The sequence below is a fragment of the Amycolatopsis sp. NPDC004169 genome (assembly GCF_040610315.1).
GTDB lineage: Bacteria > Actinomycetota > Actinomycetes > Mycobacteriales > Pseudonocardiaceae > Amycolatopsis.
This window is the reverse complement of record NZ_JBEXMD010000018.1, coordinates 139,154-155,776: the sequence shown is the minus strand read 5'-3', so window position 1 is coordinate 155,776 and position 16,623 is coordinate 139,154. Positions and strand designations below refer to the sequence as shown.

Genomic DNA, 16,623 nt, shown 5'->3' with positions numbered 1-16,623 from the left:
CGGGATCGGCGGTGCGTCGACGTGGAGCGGCTCCAGCGTGGGCGCACTGCTGTGGTGTGTCCCGGCCCGGTAAAATAGGGCGTCGTGTGCCGTCCCAGTGCGACTTTCGCCGTCTGGTCGAGCGCGTGGCTCAACGGGGCCGCCGCGTCCGACGATGTCCTCGATGCCCTGCTCGCGTGGGGTGAGGCCCATGACGTCGTGGCCGCCGACGCGGCCGCGGCCGACGCGTTCGCGCTCCCGCTGGCGTTCAACCGGGCGGCCACGCCGGTGCAGCTGCTGATGGCGCTGCGTTCGCAAGGAGCGAAATCCCTCCGGCTGGTCCTCCCGGTCCCGGGCGACGTCCGCGGCCTCGGCGGCGGTGGCCCGTTCACCGAGGCGGCGTTGCGCGCGGGTGACGCGCTGGTGCTGCCGGACCTCGGGTTCGGCCTGGTGCCGGAGCCGATCGCCGAAGGCCTGGTGCGCTGGACGGTCTACTCGCTCCCGACGCCGACGACCCCGGAGTACGTCCCGCTCGGCGAGGCCGAGCACGGGCTGACGGACGCGATCCGCGCCAGCGCCGGGGCGTTGCAGACCCTGGACGTGGCTTCGGACCGGCCGGGCGTGCGCGCGGAGCTGTCGGCCCACCTGCGTTCGCGGCCGGACGTCGACTGGCCGGCCGGGACGCCGGGCCGCGCGCTGCGCGTGCTGCAGCGAGCCGAGGAGATCGCGGCGATCCTGGCGATCGCCTCCTCGGACGACCCGGGCGGCGCGCTGTCGGCCTCGGCGTCGACCCTGCGGGCCCAGGCCCTGCGCCCGCTGTCGGACGCGGTCCGCACGGCCCGCTGCGCGGCGGTCAACGAAGCGGTGCGGGTGTTCGCGGAGCAGACGGCCCGCGAAGGCTAGAGCGGTGCCGGACGACACCTGGGCCGCGGTGGCCGACGATTTCGCCGACGGGGCCTACGCGTCGGCCAAGGGGCGCGTGCGCACCTACGTCATGCACCGGCAGCTGCTGGAGCACCTGCCCGCCGCGCCGGCCTCTGTGCTGGACGTCGGGGGCGGGGCCGGTCACCAGTCGCTCCCGCTGGCCCGGGCGGGCCACGACGTCACCCTGCTCGACTCGTCGGCGGCGATGCTGGCCAAAGCCCGGCAGCGGCTCCCGGCCGGGGTGACGTTCGTGGAAGCCGACGCCGCGGACGCCGCGGCGGCGGTCGGCGGGCGTCTCTTCGACGCCGTCCTGTGCCACGGTGTGCTGGGGTACCTGGAGCGGCCCGAGCCCGTGCTCGACCAGCTGTGCCGGTGCGCCGCGCCCGGCGGGCTCGTCTCGATCATGACGGGCAACGCGGACGCGGCCGCGGTCCGCCCGGCGATGGAAGGGCGCTGGGAGGACGCCTTGGCCGCCTTCGACGCCCGCACCGAGATCGGCGTGCTGGGCCTGCCGACGCGGGCCGACACCGTGGCGGCACTGGGCGAATCGCTGCGCAACCGCGGGGTGGAACCCCTTGCGTGGTACGGGGTCTGGCTGTTCGTCGACTGGCTCGACCTCAGCGGCGCCGCACCGGACCCGGCCGAAGCCGAGCGCATCGCGGCCGTCGAGTTCGAAGCCGGCCGGCGGGACACCTACCGCCGGCTCAGCCGCGTCTTCCACCTCGTGGGCCGCCGGACCTAACGGCCCGGGCGCTTCGCCGGTTCGCAGCACCCGATCGCGCAGGGCGCGCCGTTGACCGTGCAGCCCGCCACCGGGAACGACGACAGCTTCCGCGGCTGCACCCCGTGCGTGTGCTCGCGGATCAGCTCCACCACCAGCTCCGCGAACCGCGGGTCCGCGCCCGCCGTCGCCGCGCGGGCGAACTTCATCCCGTGCTCGGCCGCGCGTTCGGCCGCTTCGTTGTCCAGGTCCCAGATCACCTCGAGGTGGTCGGACACGAACCCGATCGGCGACACGACCACGCCCGGGACGCCCGCCTCGTGCAGGGCGTCGAGGTGGTCGACGATGTCCGGCTCCAGCCACGGCACCTGCGGCGGCCCGGACCGCGACTGCCACACGACGTCGTACTCGGCGATGCCGGCCTCGGCCGCCACCAGGCGGGCCGCCTCGGCGATCTGGCGCGAGTAGCGGCGGCCGCCCTCCGCGGGCGGGCCCGAAGCCTTGTCCGCGCTCTCCGGCACCGAGTGGGCCGTGAACACCGTGCGGATCCCGGGCTCGTTCCCCAGCGACGCGTGGGCCGCGCGCACGCCGTCGGCGACCGCCGAGACGAACAGCGGGTGGTCGAAGAACTGCCGGATCTTCACCAGTTCGGGGGCGTCGGGGCCGACCGCCGCGCGGGCGCGCTCGATGTCCTCGTCGTACTGGCGGCACGCCGAGTAGCCGCCGTACGCGCTCGTGGGGAACACCAGGACCCGCTTCGCGCCGTCGGCCGTCAGCGACGCCAGGGTCTCCTCGACCATCGGGTGCCAGTTGCGGTTGCCGAAGTGCACCGGCAGCTCCATGCCGGACGCGGCGAGCTGCTTCTCGACCGCGGCCATCGCGTCGCGGTTGAGCCGGTTGATCGGCGAAACCCCGCCGAAGTGCTGGTAGTGCTCGGCGACCTCCAGGAGCCGCTCGCGCGGCACCCCCCGGCCCCTGGTGACGTTCTCGAGGAACGGCATGACGTCGTCGGGCCCTTCCGGACCACCGAACGAAAGCCACAGCAACGCGTCGTATCCCACCCCGTCATCTTGCCGTTGTGGCGGCCCACACGCTGAGCCGGACCCAGTTATGAATCGGTCAGTACAAAACTGTGGTACGGTCCTCCCATGGCCAGGCCACGGGAGTTCGACGAGACCGCCGCCGTCGAGAAGGCGATGCACGCGTTCTGGGAACGCGGCTACGAAGCCACCTCGACCCAGGACCTGTGCGAGGCCACCGGACTCGGCCGCAGCAGCGTCTACAACACCTTCACCAGCAAGCGGGCCCTGTTCCGGCGCTCGCTGACGCACTACACGGCCACACAGCTGGACAAGCGCCAGGCGATCCTCGACGGCCCGGGCACCGCGGCCGAGCGGATCGCCGCGGTCCTCGACAGCGCCATCGAAGACGATCTCGAGGAGCGCCGCCGCGGCTGCCTGGTCGTCAACACGCTGGCCGAACTGGGCCTGCCGGACGACGAGGTGGGCGCCGCCCTGCGGGCCGACACCGAGCGGAACCTCACCATGTTCGCCGAGTGCGCCCGGGAGGGCGTGCTCGACGGCAGCCTCCGGGACGGCCTGGAGCCAGCCGAGGTGGCGGAGTTCCTGCTCAGCACCACGTCGGGCCTGCGGGTGATGGCCCGCCGGGGCACCGGCCGCGAGAGCATGCACGCGGTCGCCGACATCGCCCTTTCCGCGCTCACCCGCTGAGCGCCGGCTCGCCTCGGACTGCGCACGCCCCAATTTTGTACTGACCGATACACAACAGGAGGAGAACCCATGCCCCTGGCCGTCTTCGTCCTCGGGCTCAGCGTGTTCGCGCTGGGCACGTCCGAGTTCATGATCACCGGCCTGCTCCCCGGCATGGCCGCCGACCTGCACGTGAGCATCCCCGACGCCGGGCTGCTGATTTCGGCGTTCGCCGTCGGCATGGTCGTCGGCGCGCCGCTGCTGGCGATCGGGACGCTGCGGCTCCCCCGCCGCCGGACGCTGCTGGCCCTGCTCGGCGTCTTCGCGGTGACCCACGTCGTCGGCGCCCTCGCCGACGGGTACGCGCTCCTGTTCGCGACCCGCGTGCTCGCGGCGCTCGCCTGCGCCGGGTTCTGGGCCGTCGCGCTGGCGACGACGATCGCCCTCGTCCCCGTCGAACGGCGCGGGCGCGGGATGGCCGTGCTGGTCGGCGGCCTGACCGTGGCGAACATCGCCGGGGTGCCCGCCGGGACGTTCCTCGGCCAGCACGCCGGCTGGCGGACGGCGTTCTGGGCGGTGGCGGCGGTGACGCTGCTCGCGGTGGTGGGCGTGGCGCTGCTGGTGCCGGAGACGACCGGCGGGCCGCTGAGCCTCCGCGGCGAACTGCGGCTCTACCGCCGGGGCCGGGTCTGGCTCGCGCTCGGCGTGATCGCCTTGTGCCAGGCCATGATCTTCGCCGCCTTCAGCTACCTGGCACCGCTGCTGACCGAAACCGACGGGCTCGCCGAGGGCTGGGTGCCCGGGGTGCTGGCGCTGTTCGGCGTCGGCGCGCTGATCGGGATCAGCGCGGGCGGCAGGCTGGCCGACCGGCGGCCGTTCGCGACGCTCTACGGCTGTCTCGCCCTGGCGCTGGCCTCGTTGCTCGTGCTCGCCCTCACCACGGACGCGCTGGTCGCCGTGGCGGCCGTGCTCGTCTTCGGCGTGGCCGCGTTCGGCGCGAACCCGGCGCTGAACCTCCGCGCCTTCCAGGCCGCCGGCGACGCGCCCACGCTCGTCGGCGCGAGCACGACGTCGGCGTTCAACGTCGGCAACACCGCCGGGCCGTGGCTGGGCGGCGTCGCGATCGACGCGGGGCTCGGCTTCCCGAGCGTGGCGTGGACCGGGATCGCCCTCGGCGTGGCCACGCTGGCCGCGCTCACGGTCGCCGCCGCCGTCCAGCGCAGCGACGACCGGGAGCTCGTGGCCGTGTAAGGCTCAGACGCCGAGGAAGTGGACCCCGCCGTCGACCATGATCATCGAGCCGGTGGTGGCGGGGAGCCAGTCCGACAGGACCGCGCAGACGCTCTTGGCCACCGGGTCCGGGTCGGTGCTGTCCCAGCCGAGCGGCGCGCGCTCGCCCCAGCCGTCCTCCAGGTCGACGAAGCCGGGGATGGACTTGGCGGCCATCGTCTTCATCGGGCCCGCGCTGACCAGGTTGACCCGGATGCCCTGCGGCCCCAGCTCCTTGGCCAGGTACCGGTTGACCGACTCGAGGCCCGCCTTCGCGACGCCCATCCAGTTGTAGACCGGCCACGCGACCCGCGCGTCGAAGTCCATCCCGACGTAGGACGCACCCCGGCCGAGCAGCGGCAGGCACGCCTTCGCCAGCGACATGTAGGAGTACGTCGAGATCTCGATCGCGGTCTTGACGTCCTCGGCGGGCGCGTCCATGAACGGCGCGCCGAGGCAGGTCTGCGGGGCGAAGCCGATCGAGTGCAGCACGCCGTCGAGGCCGTCGACGTGTTCGCGGACCTTGTCCGCGAGGGAGTCCAGGTGCTCCTGGTTGGTGACGTCCAGCTCGATCACCGGCGCCTCTTCGGGCAGCCGCTTCGCGATGCGCTCGACCAGCGACATGCGGCCGAAGCCGGTGAGCACGACCTTGGCGCCTTCCTGCTGCGCGATCTTGGCCGCGTGGAAGGCGAGCGAAGCGTCGGTGATGATGCCGGTGATCAGCAGGCGCTTGCCTTCGAGCAGTCCGGGCACGGGTCCTCCAAGTCTTGTTCGGGTCTGTTGTCGGTCAGTGGCCGAGGCCGAGGCCGCCGTCGACGGGCAGCACGGCACCGTTGACGTAGCCGGCTTCGTCGGAAGCGAGGTAGCGGACGGCGGCGGCGATCTCCGACGGCTCGGCGTACCGGCCGGAGGGCACCTGCGCGAGGATCTCCTTCTTGCGCGCCTCGGGCAGCTCGTCGGTCATGTCGGTGTGCACGAACCCGGGCGCGACGACGTTCGAGGTGATGTTGCGCGAGCCGAGTTCCCGCGCGAGCGACCGCGCGAAGCCGACCAGCCCGGCCTTCGACGCGGCGTAGTTGGCCTGCCCGGCCGAGCCGGAGAGGCCGACGACGGAGGAGATGAAGACGAACCGGCCCCACTTGCCGCGCAGCATGCCGCGCGAGGCCCGCTTGGCGACGCGGAAGGCCCCGGTGAGGTTGGCGTTCAGGACGCGTTCGAACTGCTCGTCGCTCATCCGCATGAGCAGCGTGTCATCGGTCAGCCCGGCGTTGGAGACGAGCACCTCGACCGGCCCCTGGTGGTCCTCGACGAGCTTGAAGGCGGCGTCGACCTGCTCGGTGTCGGTGACGTCGGCCTGCACGCCGAACAGCCCCTCCGGAGCCCCCGAACCACGGTGCGTGACGGCGACCCGGTGCCCCTGCTCGGCGAGGTCCCGGGCGATCGCCAGACCGATGCCCCGGTTGCCCCCGGTGACCAGAACCGACCGTCCCACTGTGTTCTCCACTCTTCGTCTGCGCGGCTGACGCGCACGAGGCTATCGGCAGTGCCCGCGGGTCGCGCACCCGCGTTGGCGTCTTCGCGGCCGTCCTGAGCCTGTGTCAGGAACTGCCTCCCGACCTTGCTGGTTACCCGCTGGTTGGTCACCGTGAGTCGCGACACAGCAGGTCGCCGATCACCGGAAGGGCAGCGCTGCCTTGTCAAGGCGAGTGGGCGAGCGAAGGATTTGGCGCATGGTCGACCGAACGAGCGAAGGTCCGGACTTTCCGCACACACCGGCCAGCCTTCAGCGGATAGCCCGGTCGGAGCGCCTGAGCCGCGAGGCACGCGAGGGCGACCGCGGCGCGTTCCTCGCCGACGCTGCTGCCGGCGGCTTCGCTCCGTCGGCCACCGTCGAGATCCGCTTCGAACCGGCCGACGCCCGCGTGGCCCGCCACCTCGAACTCGACGAAGGAGCCGAGGTCACCATCCGCGACCGGGTGATGCGCGCCGACGGCCTGGTGGTCCAGCTCGCGGTGTCGCGCCTCCCGCGCGAGCTGACCCGTGGTACCGCCATCGAGGACGTCGGCGCCGGACCGGGCGGCACCTACGCCCGGCTGGAGGAGGCAGGGCGGACGATCGGATCGTTCGCCGAGCACGTCGGCGCGCGAATGCCGATGCCCGCCGAGGCGGCGCGGCTACAAATCGCCGACGGGGTACCGGTCATCACCGTCACCCGCGTCACGTATGCCGTCGACGGCACGCCGCTCGAGATGAACGACATCGTGCTGGTCGCCGGCCGCTTCGAGCTGTCCTACGAGTGGCCCGCCGGCTGACCATCCGGCAACCAGACGTCACCGTCCTAAGCGGGTGTTAGGAACTGCTTCCCGACCTTGCTGGTTACCCGCTGGTTGGTCACCGTGAGTCGCAACACAGGAGGTCGACGATGACAACCCGGATCAGCCCCACCGCCGAGGGGGCCGTGAGCGAAAAGCGCGTGATCGGCAACGTGCTGCGCGGCTCGATCGGCAACTTGATCGAGTGGTACGACTGGTACGCCTACGCGGCGTTCACCACCTACTTCGCCAAGTCCTTCTTCCCCACCACCGACACCACGGCCGCCTTCCTGGGGACCGCCGCCGTGTTCGCCGTCGGGTTCCTCATGCGGCCGCTGGGCGGGTGGATGCTCGGGCGGTTCGCCGACCGGTTCGGCCGCCGGCGGGCGCTCGTGCTCTCGGTCACGCTCATGGCAGGCGGGTCGCTGCTCATCGCCGTCACGCCGAACTACCACACCATCGGGATCGCCGCGCCGATCCTGCTGCTCACCGCGCGGCTGATCCAGGGCCTGTCGGTCGGCGGCGAGTACTCCACCTCGGCGACCTACCTGTCCGAAGTCGCCACCCCCGGCAAGCGCGGCTTCTACTCGAGCTTCCAGTACGTGACCCTCTACGGCGGGCAGCTGCTCGCCCTCGGCCTCCAGCTGGTCCTGCAGGCGCTGCTCACCGAGCAGCAGCTGACCTCGTGGGGCTGGCGGATCGCGTTCGGCGTCGGCACGGTCGCCGCGCTCACCGTGATGTGGCTGCGCCGCGGGATGGACGAGTCCGAGAGCTACCGGCAGAACGCCGAAGAAGGCAAGGGCGACCGCGGCACGCTGCGCGCACTGGCCAAGTACCCCAAGGAGATCGCGCTCGTCGTCGGCCTGACCCTGGGCGGCACGGTCGGCTTCTACACCTTCGCCACCTACAGCCAGAAGTTCCTGGAGAACACCGCGCACATCCCGCGCCGGCAGGTCACCATCGTGCTGTTCTGCGCGATCCTCGTCGCCGCCGTCCTGCAGCCGGTGTTCGGGCGGCTGTCCGACCGGATCGGCCGCCGTCCGCTGCTGCTGTTCTTCGGCATCGGCGGCACGCTGCTCACCGTCCCGCTGATGACGGTGATGGGCTCGACCCGCAACCCCGTCGGCGCGTTCTTCCTCGTGCTCGCCGGCCTGGTGATCGTCGCCGGGTACACCTCGATCAACGCGATCGTGAAGGCCGAGCTGTTCCCCACGAAGATCCGCGCCATCGGCGTCGGGCTGCCCTACGCGCTGACCGTGGCGATCTTCGGCGGCACCGCCGAGCTGATCGCGCAGGCGCTGAAGAGCGCCGGGCACGAGCCGGTGTTCTTCTGGTACGTCGCCGGCTGCGTCCTGGTCTCCCTGATCGTCTACGGCACAATGCGGGAAACCTCGAAGACCTCCGAGCTGGAGAAGCGCTGACTGGAGGATGACCGTGCGCGTGCTCCTCGTCGAAGACGACGCGGGTGTCGCCGGCGCGCTCGCCGAGTCGCTGCACGCGCGCGGTCATCCCGTCACCAGCGTCGCCCGCGGGGCCGACGCGCTGCACCACCACCGCGCGGCCGATCTCGTCCTGCTGGACCTGGGCCTGCCCGACCTCGACGGCCTCGACGTGCTCCGCAAGATCCGGGCCGTCTCGCCGGTCCCGGTGATCGTGCTGACCGCCCGCGGCGACGAACGCTCGGTCGTGCGCGGGCTGCGGCTCGGCGCCGACGACTACCTCACCAAGCCGGTCCGGCTGGCCGAGCTGCTGGCCCGGATGGACGCCGTCGTGCGGCGCGCGGTGGCCCGCGCCACCCCGGCCGGCGACGTCGTGCGCGTCGAAGACGTCGAGATCGACCTCGGTGCCCGCCGGGTGCTGGTCGCCGGGAACGACGTCGGGCTGACCACCAAGGAGTTCGAGATCCTGGCCGTGCTCGCCGCGCGGCCCGGCACCGCGGTCAGCCGCCAGCAGCTGATGGACGAGGTCTGGGGCGACGCCTACCTCGCGGTGTCGCGCTCGCTCGACGTGCACCTGACCGGCCTGCGCGCCAAGCTCGACCGGCCCGGCCTGCTCACCACCATCCGCGGCTTCGGCTACCGGCTCGGCCGGGACTGACCCCGTGCGCACCCGGCTGCTGGTGGTCCTGGTCGCCCTCGCCCTCGCGGTGGTCGCCGCGTTCGCCGTGCCGCTGCTGACCGCCACCGCCGAGCAGCGCACCCAGCAGCTGGTCATCTCGCGCACCGCCGACGTCGACCGGTTCGTCGTGCTCACCCAGCAGGCCGTCGACACCCGCGACCCCGCGGCCCTCGCGGCCGACGCCGAGCGCTACGCCCAGCTCTACGGCGAAGGCGTCGTCATCGTCGACGCCCGGCGCCTCCCGCTGGTCCAGGCGGGCGGCCTGACCGCGGGCGACCCCGCGGTGCGCGGGCTGGTGGAGGCGGCCATGCGCAACGAACCGGCGCCGCGGGTGGACCGGCTGGACCCGTGGTCGGCCGAGCCGGCCTACTTCGCCCGCCCGGTCGGGACCGGCACCCGGGTGTCCGGGGTGGTCGTGCTGCGCGCGTCGGTGACGGCGGCGGCCGCGGACGTCGCCACCCGGTGGGGCACGATCGGTGCCGGCGCGGTGCTGGTCGCGATGGTGTTCGTGCTGCTCGCCGTGGTGCTGGCCCGGTGGATGGTCCGGCCGCTGCACGAACTCGAAACGGGCGTGCTGGCCGTGGCCGGCGGGCACCGCGCGCACGTCCCGGAACGGACCGGGCCGCGCGAGCTGCGCTCCCTCGCCGCCGAGGTCAACCGGATGTCCGAGGCCGTGCTGGAGGCCGCCGAGCAGCAGCACCGGCTGGTCGCCGACGCCTCGCACCAGCTCCGCAACCCGATGGCCGCGCTGCGCCTGCGCGTCGACTCACTGGCCGGGCGCATCGACGGCGACGACACCACCTACCGGGCGACGGTCGCCGAGGTCGAACGCCTCGAGCAACTCCTCGACGGCCTGCTCGCGCTCGCCCTGGCCGAGAGCACGGCGACGCGGGTCGCGGCCGGGGGCGCGGACGAGACGTGCGACCTGGCCTCCGTACTGGCCGAACGCGTCGACGCCTGGCGCCCGGCCGCCGAGGACGCCGGGGCGGCGATCGTGCCACCGCCGGGGCACGCCGAACCGGTGACCGTGCGCTGCCCGGAAGGCGAGCTCGCCCAGATCCTCGACGTGCTGCTCGACAACGCCGTCCACTACGCCGGCCGCGGCGCGAAGATCACCGCCGACTGGGAAACCGGCCCGGGCGCCGCGACCCTCGTCGTCGCCGACGACGGTCCCGGACTGTCCGAAGAGGACAGGATGCGGGCGACCGAGCGGTTCTGGCGGGCGGGCGGCGAGGGCGCGCCGCGCGGCACCGGGCTCGGGCTGGCCATCGCGGACCGGCAGGTGCGCACCCGCGGCGGTGTCCTCGAACTGCGGCAGGCGGACCCGCACGGCCTGGAAGCCCGCGTCACGCTGCCGCTGCAGGAGGTGCCGGGATGACGCTCACCCGCCGCACGGCCCTGCTCGGCGGTCTCGGCCTCGCCCTGGCCGGGTGCTCGACGGCCGGCTACCGCGGCCCGGAACGCCCGCTCACCATCGCCGCCGGCGAGCGCGGCGGGTTCTACCTGGCCTTCGCCGAGCTCCTCGCCACCGAGCTGAACCGCGCGGAGCCGCTGCTGCACGCGACCGCCGTGCCGACCGAGGCGAGCGTCGCCAACGTCGGCCTGGTGCAGCGCGGCCAGGCCGACCTCGGGCTGGTGCTCGCCGACGTCGCCCAGACCGCGCTCGCCGGCGGAGCGCCGTTCGCCGGCGAGGTGCCGCTGCGCGCGCTCGGCCGGGTGTACGAGAACTACCTGCAGCTGGTGGTGCGCGCCGACGGCCCGGTGCGCAAGCTCGCCGACCTCGCGGGCCGAGCGGTGTCCTTGGGTGCCAACGGCTCCGGCGCGGCCCAGCTCGGCGAGCGCCTGTTCGCCAAGGCGGGGGTCGTGGTGGACGCTCGTCACCTGCTGTTCGACGACGCGGTCCGCGCGCTGGCCGGCCGCCGCGTCGACGCCATGCTGTGGTCGGGCGGGGTGCCGACGCCGAAGCTGGCCGAGCTCACCCGCACCACCCCGATCGCGCTGCTGCCGCTGGGTTCGGTGGTCCCGCCGCTGCGGGCGGCGTACGGCCCGGTGTACGACCAGGTCCAGGTGCCCGACGGCGCCTACCGCGGCGTGGGCGCGCTGAGCACGATCGGCGTGGCGAACCTCCTGGTGTGCGCGCCATCCCTGCCTGACGACGTCGCCGCGGCGGTGGTGCGGCTGCTGGTCGAGCGCGCCACCGCGCTGGTGCCCGCCGAAGCTGTCGGGACGCAGTTCCTCGACGTGCGGACGTTGATCGGCACCCAGCCGGTGCCCCTGCAACCGGGCGCAGCGGCCGCCTATCGGGCGCTGCACGGCTGAACTAGATTGGGCGGGTGACCGCACCTCGCCGCCCGATCGCCGAGATGCCGCTGCGCGTGCGCTACCAGGAGTGCGACGGCCAGGGCATCGTCTTCAACGCCCACTACCTGGCCTATGTGGACATGTGCTCGTTCGAGGCGGAGAAGGCGCTCTTCGGTTCGCACGCGGAGTTCCTCGCGCACGGCACCGACGTCGTGGTCGCGGAGGCGAACGTCAAGTTCCGCTCCCCCGCCCGCTACGACGACGAACTCGTCGTTTCGCAGTACCCGAACCACCTCGGCACGACGTCGCTGGTCTTCGACTTCGAGATCCACCGCGGCGAGACGCTGATCGCGGCGGCGACCGTCCGGTACGTGTTCGTCGACCCCGTCACGCAGCGCCCGGCCGCGCCGCCCGAACCGGTCCGCAAGGTCTACGCGGCCCTGCTCGGGGACTGAGCCCGTGTTCCGCGTTCTCTTCTACCACCCGGAAATCCCGCCCAACACCGGCAACGCGATCCGCCTGGCCGCCAACACCGGCTGCGAGCTGCACCTGGTCGAACCGCTCGGGTTCACCCTGGAGGACAAGCAGCTGCGCCGGGCCGGGCTCGACTACCACGACCTGGCGCGCGTCCACGTCCACGCGTCGCTGGCCGCAGCCTGGGAGGCGCTGCTGCCGTCGAAGGTCTACGCCTTCACCGCCTCGGGGACGCGGCTGTACACCGACGTCGCCTACGCACCGGGCGACGTCCTGATGTTCGGGCCGGAGTCGGCCGGACTGCCGGTGGAGGTGCAGGAAGCGCCCGAGGTGACCGAGCGCGTGCGGCTGCCGATGCGGCCGTCCAACCGGTCGCTCAACCTCGCCAACACCGCGGCCATCACCGTCTACGAAGCGTGGCGCCAGAACGGCTTCCGGTAGGTTCGCCGGATGCGACAGCAGTTCCTGGGGGCGCTCATCGGCGCCGCGTTCGGCACGGTCTTCGTCCTCGTCAACTCCGGTGCCCCGCTCCCCGCGGCGCTCGGCTGGGTGCTGCGCGCCCTCGCCGTGCTCGCCCTGGCCGCCGTGGTGGTCCTCGGCCTCCGCGCGGGCGGGCGGCCCACCCTCGACGGGCGGCCGATGTTCGGGCCGAGCTACCGGGTCGTCGTCATCGGTGAAGTGGTGCTGCTCGTCGCCGGGTTCTTCGTGCTGAGCCTGCTCGACGCGCCGGTGCAGGCCAACGTCGCGTGGATCGCCACGATCGTCGGGCTGCACTTCGTCGCGCTCGCGTCGGCGTGGAAGACCCGCTCGATCCTCGTGGTCGGCGTGGTGCTGACCGTGCTCGGCGTCGCCGGGCTCGCCCTGCTCGACAGCGCCGCGGCGTGGGTGCCGTTCCTCAGCGGCGTGCTCTCCGGGGTGACCCTGCTCGGCGGAAGCCTCTACGGCGTCCGCCGAGCCTGAGTCACGGCAGTCTCTGCCCGAAGAAGAGGCTGGCCGCCGCGCCCAGCATGAGGATCAGCGTGCCCACCACGAGCCACGGCTTGCTCGCGTCGGCGTCCTTGAGCTCGTAGCCGATCTGCTCGCCGAGGTCGGCGTAGACCTTCTTCAGCTCCTCGGCGCTGGCCGCCTTGTAGAAGTCGCCGCCGGACAGCCGGGCGATTTCGCGCAGGGACTCGTCGTCCACGCTGACCGGCTGCGCCTTGCCGTCGATGTCGACCGAGCCGTGGGTGGTGCCGAAGGAGATCGACGAAATCGGCACGCCGGCCTGCTTCGCCGCCTGGGCCGCGGTGTACCCGCCCCGGGCCGCGTAGAGGTCCTCCGGGACCGTCTGCTTCCCGTCGGACATCAGCACGATCCGCGCCGGCGGCGGCCCGTCGGCGCCGCCGACGACACTGGAGAAGCTCTCCACCGACTGCAGCGCCGCGAAAATGCCTTCGCCGGTTGCCGTCGACTGGGCCAGCTTGAGGTTCTCGATCGCCTTGATCACGCCGTTGCGGTCGGTGGTCGGGTTGACCAGGACCGTTGCCGTGCCGGCGAAGGAGATCAGCCCGAGGTTGATGCCCGGCGTCATGTTCCGGGCGAAGCTCGTCGCGGCTTCCTGGGCCGCCTGCAGCCGCGTCGGGAGGACGTCGGTGGCCTCCATCGACAGCGAGACGTCGATGACCAGCATGACGGTGGCCCGGTTGCGCGGCACCTTCTGCTCGGCGGTCGGCCCGGCCAGCGCCACGGTGAGCAGCAGCAGCGACAGCACGATCAGCACCGCCGGTACGTGCCGGACCCAGCCCTGGCTCTTCGGCGCGACCTTCTCCAGGAGGTCCAGGTTCGCGAACCGCATGGTCCGCTTCCGGCGCGCCCGCTGGGCGAGCACGTACCCGACGGCGACCGCGGCGACCGCGATCAGCAGCAGGAACCACCAGGGCGACGCGAAGCCCGTCAAGCTCATGCGCCCACCTCACGGACGCTCGACGCGGCCTGAAGCGAAAGCGCCGTGTCGCATGGTTCGGTCGCAGGTTTCCTCACGCCACACCCCCCGACCAGCGGCGCTTGCGGGCGACGACGAACCGCACCATGTCGGCGATCCAGTCGGCGTCCGTGCGCAGCGTCAGGTGGGCCGCGCCCGCGCGGCGCAGACCGGCCGCGACCTTCTGCCGGTGGGCGTGGGCCGCGGCCCCGAACTCCTTGCGCAGCAAGGCCGAAGCGTGCACTTCGCGCTGTTTCCCTGTCTCCGGGTCGGCCAGCACGACGGTGCCCACCTCGGGCAGGTCGACGTCGCGCGGGTCGAGGACTTCGATCGCGATCAGTTCGTGGCGCCCGCCCAGTGCCCGCAGCGGCCGTTCCCAGGAGGTGTCGCCCAGGAAGTCGGAGATCACCACGGCCAGGCCCCGCCGCCGCGGCGGACGGCGCAGCTGCTCCAACGCCGTCGCGAAGTCACCCCGGGTGCCTTCGGCCGCGCGCGGGGTCTCGGCGAGCTTGCGCACCAGCCCGCGGGCGTGCGCGAGGCCGCCGCGTGCCGGGATGCGGACGGTCTCGGCGCCGGTGGAGACCAGCGCGCCGATCCGGTTGCCGCCGCCTCCGGTGAGGTGGGCGACCGCCGCGACGGCGCAGACCACCAGGTCCCGCTTCTCGCACAGCGCGGTGCCGAAGTCGAGGCTGGCCGAGAGGTCGGCGACCACCCAGGTCTCCAGCTCGCGGTCGGCCACGGTCTCGCGGATGTGCGGGGTCGTGGTGCGGGCGGTGACCGCCCAGTCCATCCGGCGCACGTCGTCGCCGGGCTGGTACGGGCGGGCCTCGCCGGGCTCGGACCCCGGCCCCGGCACCAGCCCGAGGTGGTTGCCCTGCAGCAGCCCGTCGAGCCGGCGGCGGACGTCGAGCTCCAACGTCCGGAGCCCGGCTTCCATCCGGTCGCCGCGCAGGATCGGCGGCGCCCACGAAGGGCGGACGCCCTTCTCGTTCTTCGCCATCGCCGGGTTACCTGACCGGCGCGCCCGCCGGGACCGGGCCGCCTTGGCCGGCCCCGCCCTGCGGCCGGGCCGAGACCTGCGGCAGCGGCACGGTCTGCAGCACGCGGGTGATGATGTGGTCGATCGGCACGCCGTCGGCGAGGGCGTCGTAGGACAGCACGAGCCGGTGGCGCAGCACATCGGGCACGACGTCGACGACGTCCTGCGGCAGCACGTAGTCGCGGCCGCGGACCAGGGCCAGCGCCCGCGCGGCGGCGATGATGCCGAGGCTCGCGCGCGGCGAGGCGCCGTAGGAGACCCAGCCGGCGACGTCGGCGAGGCCGTGCTCGTTCGGCGTCCGGGTGGTCAGCACGAGCCGCACGACGTAGTCGACGAGCGCGTGGTGCACGAACACCTGCGACGCGACGCCCTGCAGCCGGACCAGCTCGGTCGGGCTGAGCACCTCGTGCGGGGTGGGCGGGGTGACGCCCATCCGGTAGATGATCTCGCGCTCCTCCTCGGCGGAGGGGTACTCGACGACGATCTTGAACAGGAACCGGTCGCGCTGGGCTTCCGGCAGCGGGTACACGCCCTCGTTCTCGATCGGGTTCTGGGTGGCGAGCACGAGGAACGGGTCGGGCATCGGGAACGTCTGCCCGCCGATCGACACGTGCCGCTCGGCCATGACTTCGAGCATGGCCGACTGGACCTTGGCGGGCGCGCGGTTGATCTCGTCGGCGAGCACGAAGTTCGCGACGACCGGGCCGAGCTCGACGTCGAACCGCTCGGCGCCCTGGCGGTAGATCCGGGTGCCGAGGATGTCGGCGGGCACGAGGTCGGGCGTGAACTGCACGCGGGAGAACGAGCCGCCGACCACGCGCGCGAACGTCTCGACGGCGAGGGTCTTCGCCACGCCGGGCACGCCTTCGAGCAGCAGGTGGCCCTTGGCCAGCAGGCCGACCAGCATCCGCTCGACCAGCCGGTCCTGGCCGACGATGATCCGCTTGACCTCGAACACGGTCCGCTCCAGCAACTGGGCGTCCCGCGCCGGTGTCGCCTGCTGGCCGTTCCCGCCCTCGGCGTAGCCGGGCTCGGTCACTCTGCCTCCTCCAAAGTCGTGCGCCGCCCCCGCGACGGTGATCACGCGGTGCGACCGTACTGCGCCCCCACGCCTGCGCCGCATCCGGCACGCGGACGCACATGGCCCACGATCAGCCAACACGGTCAGCGGTATGGCACCTGTGAAGCCTTCCGCGGCGGAAACGGGTGAGATGGCCTGGGCCGAGGGCTCGGCGGGAGCGGGCTTGGGTGCTCTCCGACGAGAGCACTGCTCCCGCCTCGGAGCGGCGAGCTGCTCACATCCGAGAGCACCGCTTACACAAGCGGCGCACGCCCGCTCTGATCCGAGAGCACTGCTCTCAGTTGCGCGCGAGCGCCGCCCACAACCGAGAGCACCGCTCACCCCAGCAGCCCACACCCGCCCCGATTCGAGAGCACTGCTCTCGCATGTGCGCAAGCGCTGCTCGCGACCGAGAGCACCGCTCACTCCGGCAGCCGACAGCCGCTCCGCTTCGAGAGCACTGCTCTCGCTTGCGCGCGAGCACCGCCCACAACCGAGAGCGCCGCTCACTCCAGCAGCCCACACCCGCTCCGCCTCGAGAGCACTGCTCTCGCATGTGCGCGAGGGCTGCTCGCGATCGAGAGCACCGCCCACCCCGCCGACCCGCGCCCGCCACAATTCGAGAGCACTGCTCACACTCGCACGCGAGCGCCGCTCGAAACCGAGAGCAGCGCTCACCTCGCCAACCCGTGACCGCCCCGTTTCGAGAGCGCCGCTCATCCCGCCGGTGCGCGCCCGCTTCGATTTGAGAGCGCTG

The 16,623-nt window shown here is 72.8% G+C and carries 18 protein-coding genes; 12 read left to right on the top strand and 6 right to left on the bottom strand.

Annotation, left to right across the window (positions count from 1 at the left end; all coding sequences use genetic code 11):
* Window positions 1–84 precede the first annotated feature (84 nt).
* Both ABZX11_RS24695 and ABZX11_RS24690 read left to right on the top strand, forming a co-directional pair.
* Window positions 85–882, top strand: a complete 798-nt coding sequence (locus tag ABZX11_RS24695; protein WP_354916761.1) for a hypothetical protein — start codon at window positions 85–87, stop codon at window positions 880–882.
* 4 nt (window positions 883–886) lie between these two features.
* Window positions 887–1,645, top strand: a complete 759-nt coding sequence (locus ABZX11_RS24690) for a methyltransferase domain-containing protein (protein WP_354916758.1) — start codon at window positions 887–889, stop codon at window positions 1,643–1,645.
* On the opposite strand, the gene ABZX11_RS24685 is transcribed toward ABZX11_RS24690, so the two are convergent.
* On the bottom strand, window positions 1,642–2,685 hold the full coding sequence (locus ABZX11_RS24685; RefSeq protein WP_354916755.1) for a ferrochelatase: 1,044 nt from the start codon (window positions 2,683–2,685) through the stop codon (window positions 1,642–1,644). The two genes, ABZX11_RS24690 and ABZX11_RS24685, sit on opposite strands and share 4 nt — an antisense overlap.
* Window positions 2,686–2,772: 87 nt before the next feature.
* Here ABZX11_RS24685 and ABZX11_RS24680 point away from each other — a divergent pair, with 87 nt between their 5' ends.
* Together ABZX11_RS24680 and ABZX11_RS24675 are read left to right on the top strand one after the other, a co-directional pair.
* Entirely contained in the window at window positions 2,773–3,354 is a 582-nt protein-coding gene (locus ABZX11_RS24680; protein ID WP_354916752.1) for a TetR/AcrR family transcriptional regulator, read from the top strand.
* Window positions 3,355–3,423: 69 nt separating this feature from the next.
* The gene (locus ABZX11_RS24675; protein ID WP_354916749.1) at window positions 3,424–4,584 is read left to right on the top strand and encodes a Cmx/CmrA family chloramphenicol efflux MFS transporter; all 1,161 of its coding nucleotides are present in this window, start codon (window positions 3,424–3,426) and stop codon (window positions 4,582–4,584) included.
* Between the two features lie 3 nt (window positions 4,585–4,587).
* Here ABZX11_RS24675 and fabI read toward each other — a convergent pair whose 3' ends face one another.
* A complete protein-coding gene (fabI, locus tag ABZX11_RS24670; protein WP_176169452.1) occupies window positions 4,588–5,355 on the bottom strand; it encodes an enoyl-ACP reductase FabI in 768 nt (255 codons plus the stop codon).
* A gap of 34 nt (window positions 5,356–5,389) precedes the next feature.
* A complete protein-coding gene (locus ABZX11_RS24665) occupies window positions 5,390–6,094 on the bottom strand; it encodes a beta-ketoacyl-ACP reductase (protein ID WP_354916746.1) in 705 nt (234 codons plus the stop codon).
* Window positions 6,095–6,332: 238 nt separating this feature from the next.
* On the opposite strand from ABZX11_RS24665, the gene ABZX11_RS24660 reads away from it, so the two are divergent.
* From ABZX11_RS24660 to ABZX11_RS24625, 8 genes are all read left to right on the top strand, one after another.
* Window positions 6,333–6,914, top strand: a complete 582-nt coding sequence (locus tag ABZX11_RS24660) for a UTRA domain-containing protein (RefSeq protein WP_354916743.1) — start codon at window positions 6,333–6,335, stop codon at window positions 6,912–6,914.
* 110 nt (window positions 6,915–7,024) lie between these two features.
* Window positions 7,025–8,335: an MFS transporter gene (locus ABZX11_RS24655; protein ID WP_176169450.1), complete on the top strand. Its 1,311-nt coding sequence runs from the start codon at window positions 7,025–7,027 to the stop codon at window positions 8,333–8,335.
* Between the two features lie 7 nt (window positions 8,336–8,342).
* Window positions 8,343–9,011: a response regulator transcription factor gene (locus tag ABZX11_RS24650; RefSeq protein WP_176169449.1), complete on the top strand. Its 669-nt coding sequence runs from the start codon at window positions 8,343–8,345 to the stop codon at window positions 9,009–9,011.
* A 4-nt stretch (window positions 9,012–9,015) separates the two neighbouring features.
* The gene (locus ABZX11_RS24645) at window positions 9,016–10,410 is read left to right on the top strand and encodes a HAMP domain-containing sensor histidine kinase (RefSeq protein ID WP_354916739.1); all 1,395 of its coding nucleotides are present in this window, start codon (window positions 9,016–9,018) and stop codon (window positions 10,408–10,410) included.
* Window positions 10,407–11,351: a TAXI family TRAP transporter solute-binding subunit gene (locus ABZX11_RS24640; RefSeq protein ID WP_354916736.1), complete on the top strand. Its 945-nt coding sequence runs from the start codon at window positions 10,407–10,409 to the stop codon at window positions 11,349–11,351. The genes ABZX11_RS24645 and ABZX11_RS24640 overlap by 4 nt, the downstream gene beginning before the upstream one ends.
* A 14-nt stretch (window positions 11,352–11,365) precedes the next feature.
* A complete protein-coding gene (locus ABZX11_RS24635) occupies window positions 11,366–11,788 on the top strand; it encodes a thioesterase family protein (RefSeq protein ID WP_176169446.1) in 423 nt (140 codons plus the stop codon).
* Window positions 11,789–11,792: 4 nt separating this feature from the next.
* Window positions 11,793–12,248 carry a tRNA (cytidine(34)-2'-O)-methyltransferase gene (locus ABZX11_RS24630; protein ID WP_176169445.1) on the top strand — a complete coding sequence of 152 codons (456 nt, stop codon included), beginning with the start codon at window positions 11,793–11,795 and terminating at the stop codon, window positions 12,246–12,248.
* A 9-nt stretch (window positions 12,249–12,257) separates the two neighbouring features.
* Window positions 12,258–12,767 carry a hypothetical protein gene (locus tag ABZX11_RS24625; protein ID WP_354916733.1) on the top strand — a complete coding sequence of 170 codons (510 nt, stop codon included), beginning with the start codon at window positions 12,258–12,260 and terminating at the stop codon, window positions 12,765–12,767.
* A gap of 1 nt (window position 12,768) precedes the next feature.
* Here the strand turns inward: ABZX11_RS24625 and ABZX11_RS24620 are convergent, their stop codons facing one another.
* The 3 genes from ABZX11_RS24620 to ABZX11_RS24610 all read right to left on the bottom strand — a co-directional run bounded on the left by ABZX11_RS24620 (window position 12,769) and on the right by ABZX11_RS24610 (window position 15,845).
* Window positions 12,769–13,749 carry a VWA domain-containing protein gene (locus ABZX11_RS24620; RefSeq protein WP_176169443.1) on the bottom strand — a complete coding sequence of 327 codons (981 nt, stop codon included), beginning with the start codon at window positions 13,747–13,749 and terminating at the stop codon, window positions 12,769–12,771.
* 73 nt (window positions 13,750–13,822) lie between these two features.
* Complete coding sequence (locus tag ABZX11_RS24615; RefSeq protein ID WP_176169442.1) at window positions 13,823–14,767, bottom strand: DUF58 domain-containing protein; 945 nt, start codon at window positions 14,765–14,767, stop codon at window positions 13,823–13,825.
* 7 nt (window positions 14,768–14,774) lie between these two features.
* The gene (locus tag ABZX11_RS24610) at window positions 14,775–15,845 is read right to left on the bottom strand and encodes a MoxR family ATPase (RefSeq protein WP_176169441.1); all 1,071 of its coding nucleotides are present in this window, start codon (window positions 15,843–15,845) and stop codon (window positions 14,775–14,777) included.
* Between the last annotated feature and the right edge of the window lie 778 nt (window positions 15,846–16,623).

Coding starts and splice junctions, on each gene's coding strand:
- ABZX11_RS24680 (WP_354916752.1), top strand. CDS start 2,773: ATGGCCAGGCCACGGGAGTTCGACGAGACCGCCGCCGTCGAGAAGGCG.
- ABZX11_RS24675 (WP_354916749.1), top strand. CDS start 3,424: ATGCCCCTGGCCGTCTTCGTCCTCGGGCTCAGCGTGTTCGCGCTGGGC.
- ABZX11_RS24660 (WP_354916743.1), top strand. CDS start 6,333: ATGGTCGACCGAACGAGCGAAGGTCCGGACTTTCCGCACACACCGGCC.
- ABZX11_RS24655 (WP_176169450.1), top strand. CDS start 7,025: ATGACAACCCGGATCAGCCCCACCGCCGAGGGGGCCGTGAGCGAAAAG.
- ABZX11_RS24650 (WP_176169449.1), top strand. CDS start 8,343: ATGACCGTGCGCGTGCTCCTCGTCGAAGACGACGCGGGTGTCGCCGGC.
- ABZX11_RS24640 (WP_354916736.1), top strand. CDS start 10,407: ATGACGCTCACCCGCCGCACGGCCCTGCTCGGCGGTCTCGGCCTCGCC.
- ABZX11_RS24625 (WP_354916733.1), top strand. CDS start 12,258: ATGCGACAGCAGTTCCTGGGGGCGCTCATCGGCGCCGCGTTCGGCACG.
- ABZX11_RS24620 (WP_176169443.1), bottom strand. CDS start 13,749: ATGAGCTTGACGGGCTTCGCGTCGCCCTGGTGGTTCCTGCTGCTGATC.
- ABZX11_RS24615 (WP_176169442.1), bottom strand. CDS start 14,767: ATGGCGAAGAACGAGAAGGGCGTCCGCCCTTCGTGGGCGCCGCCGATC.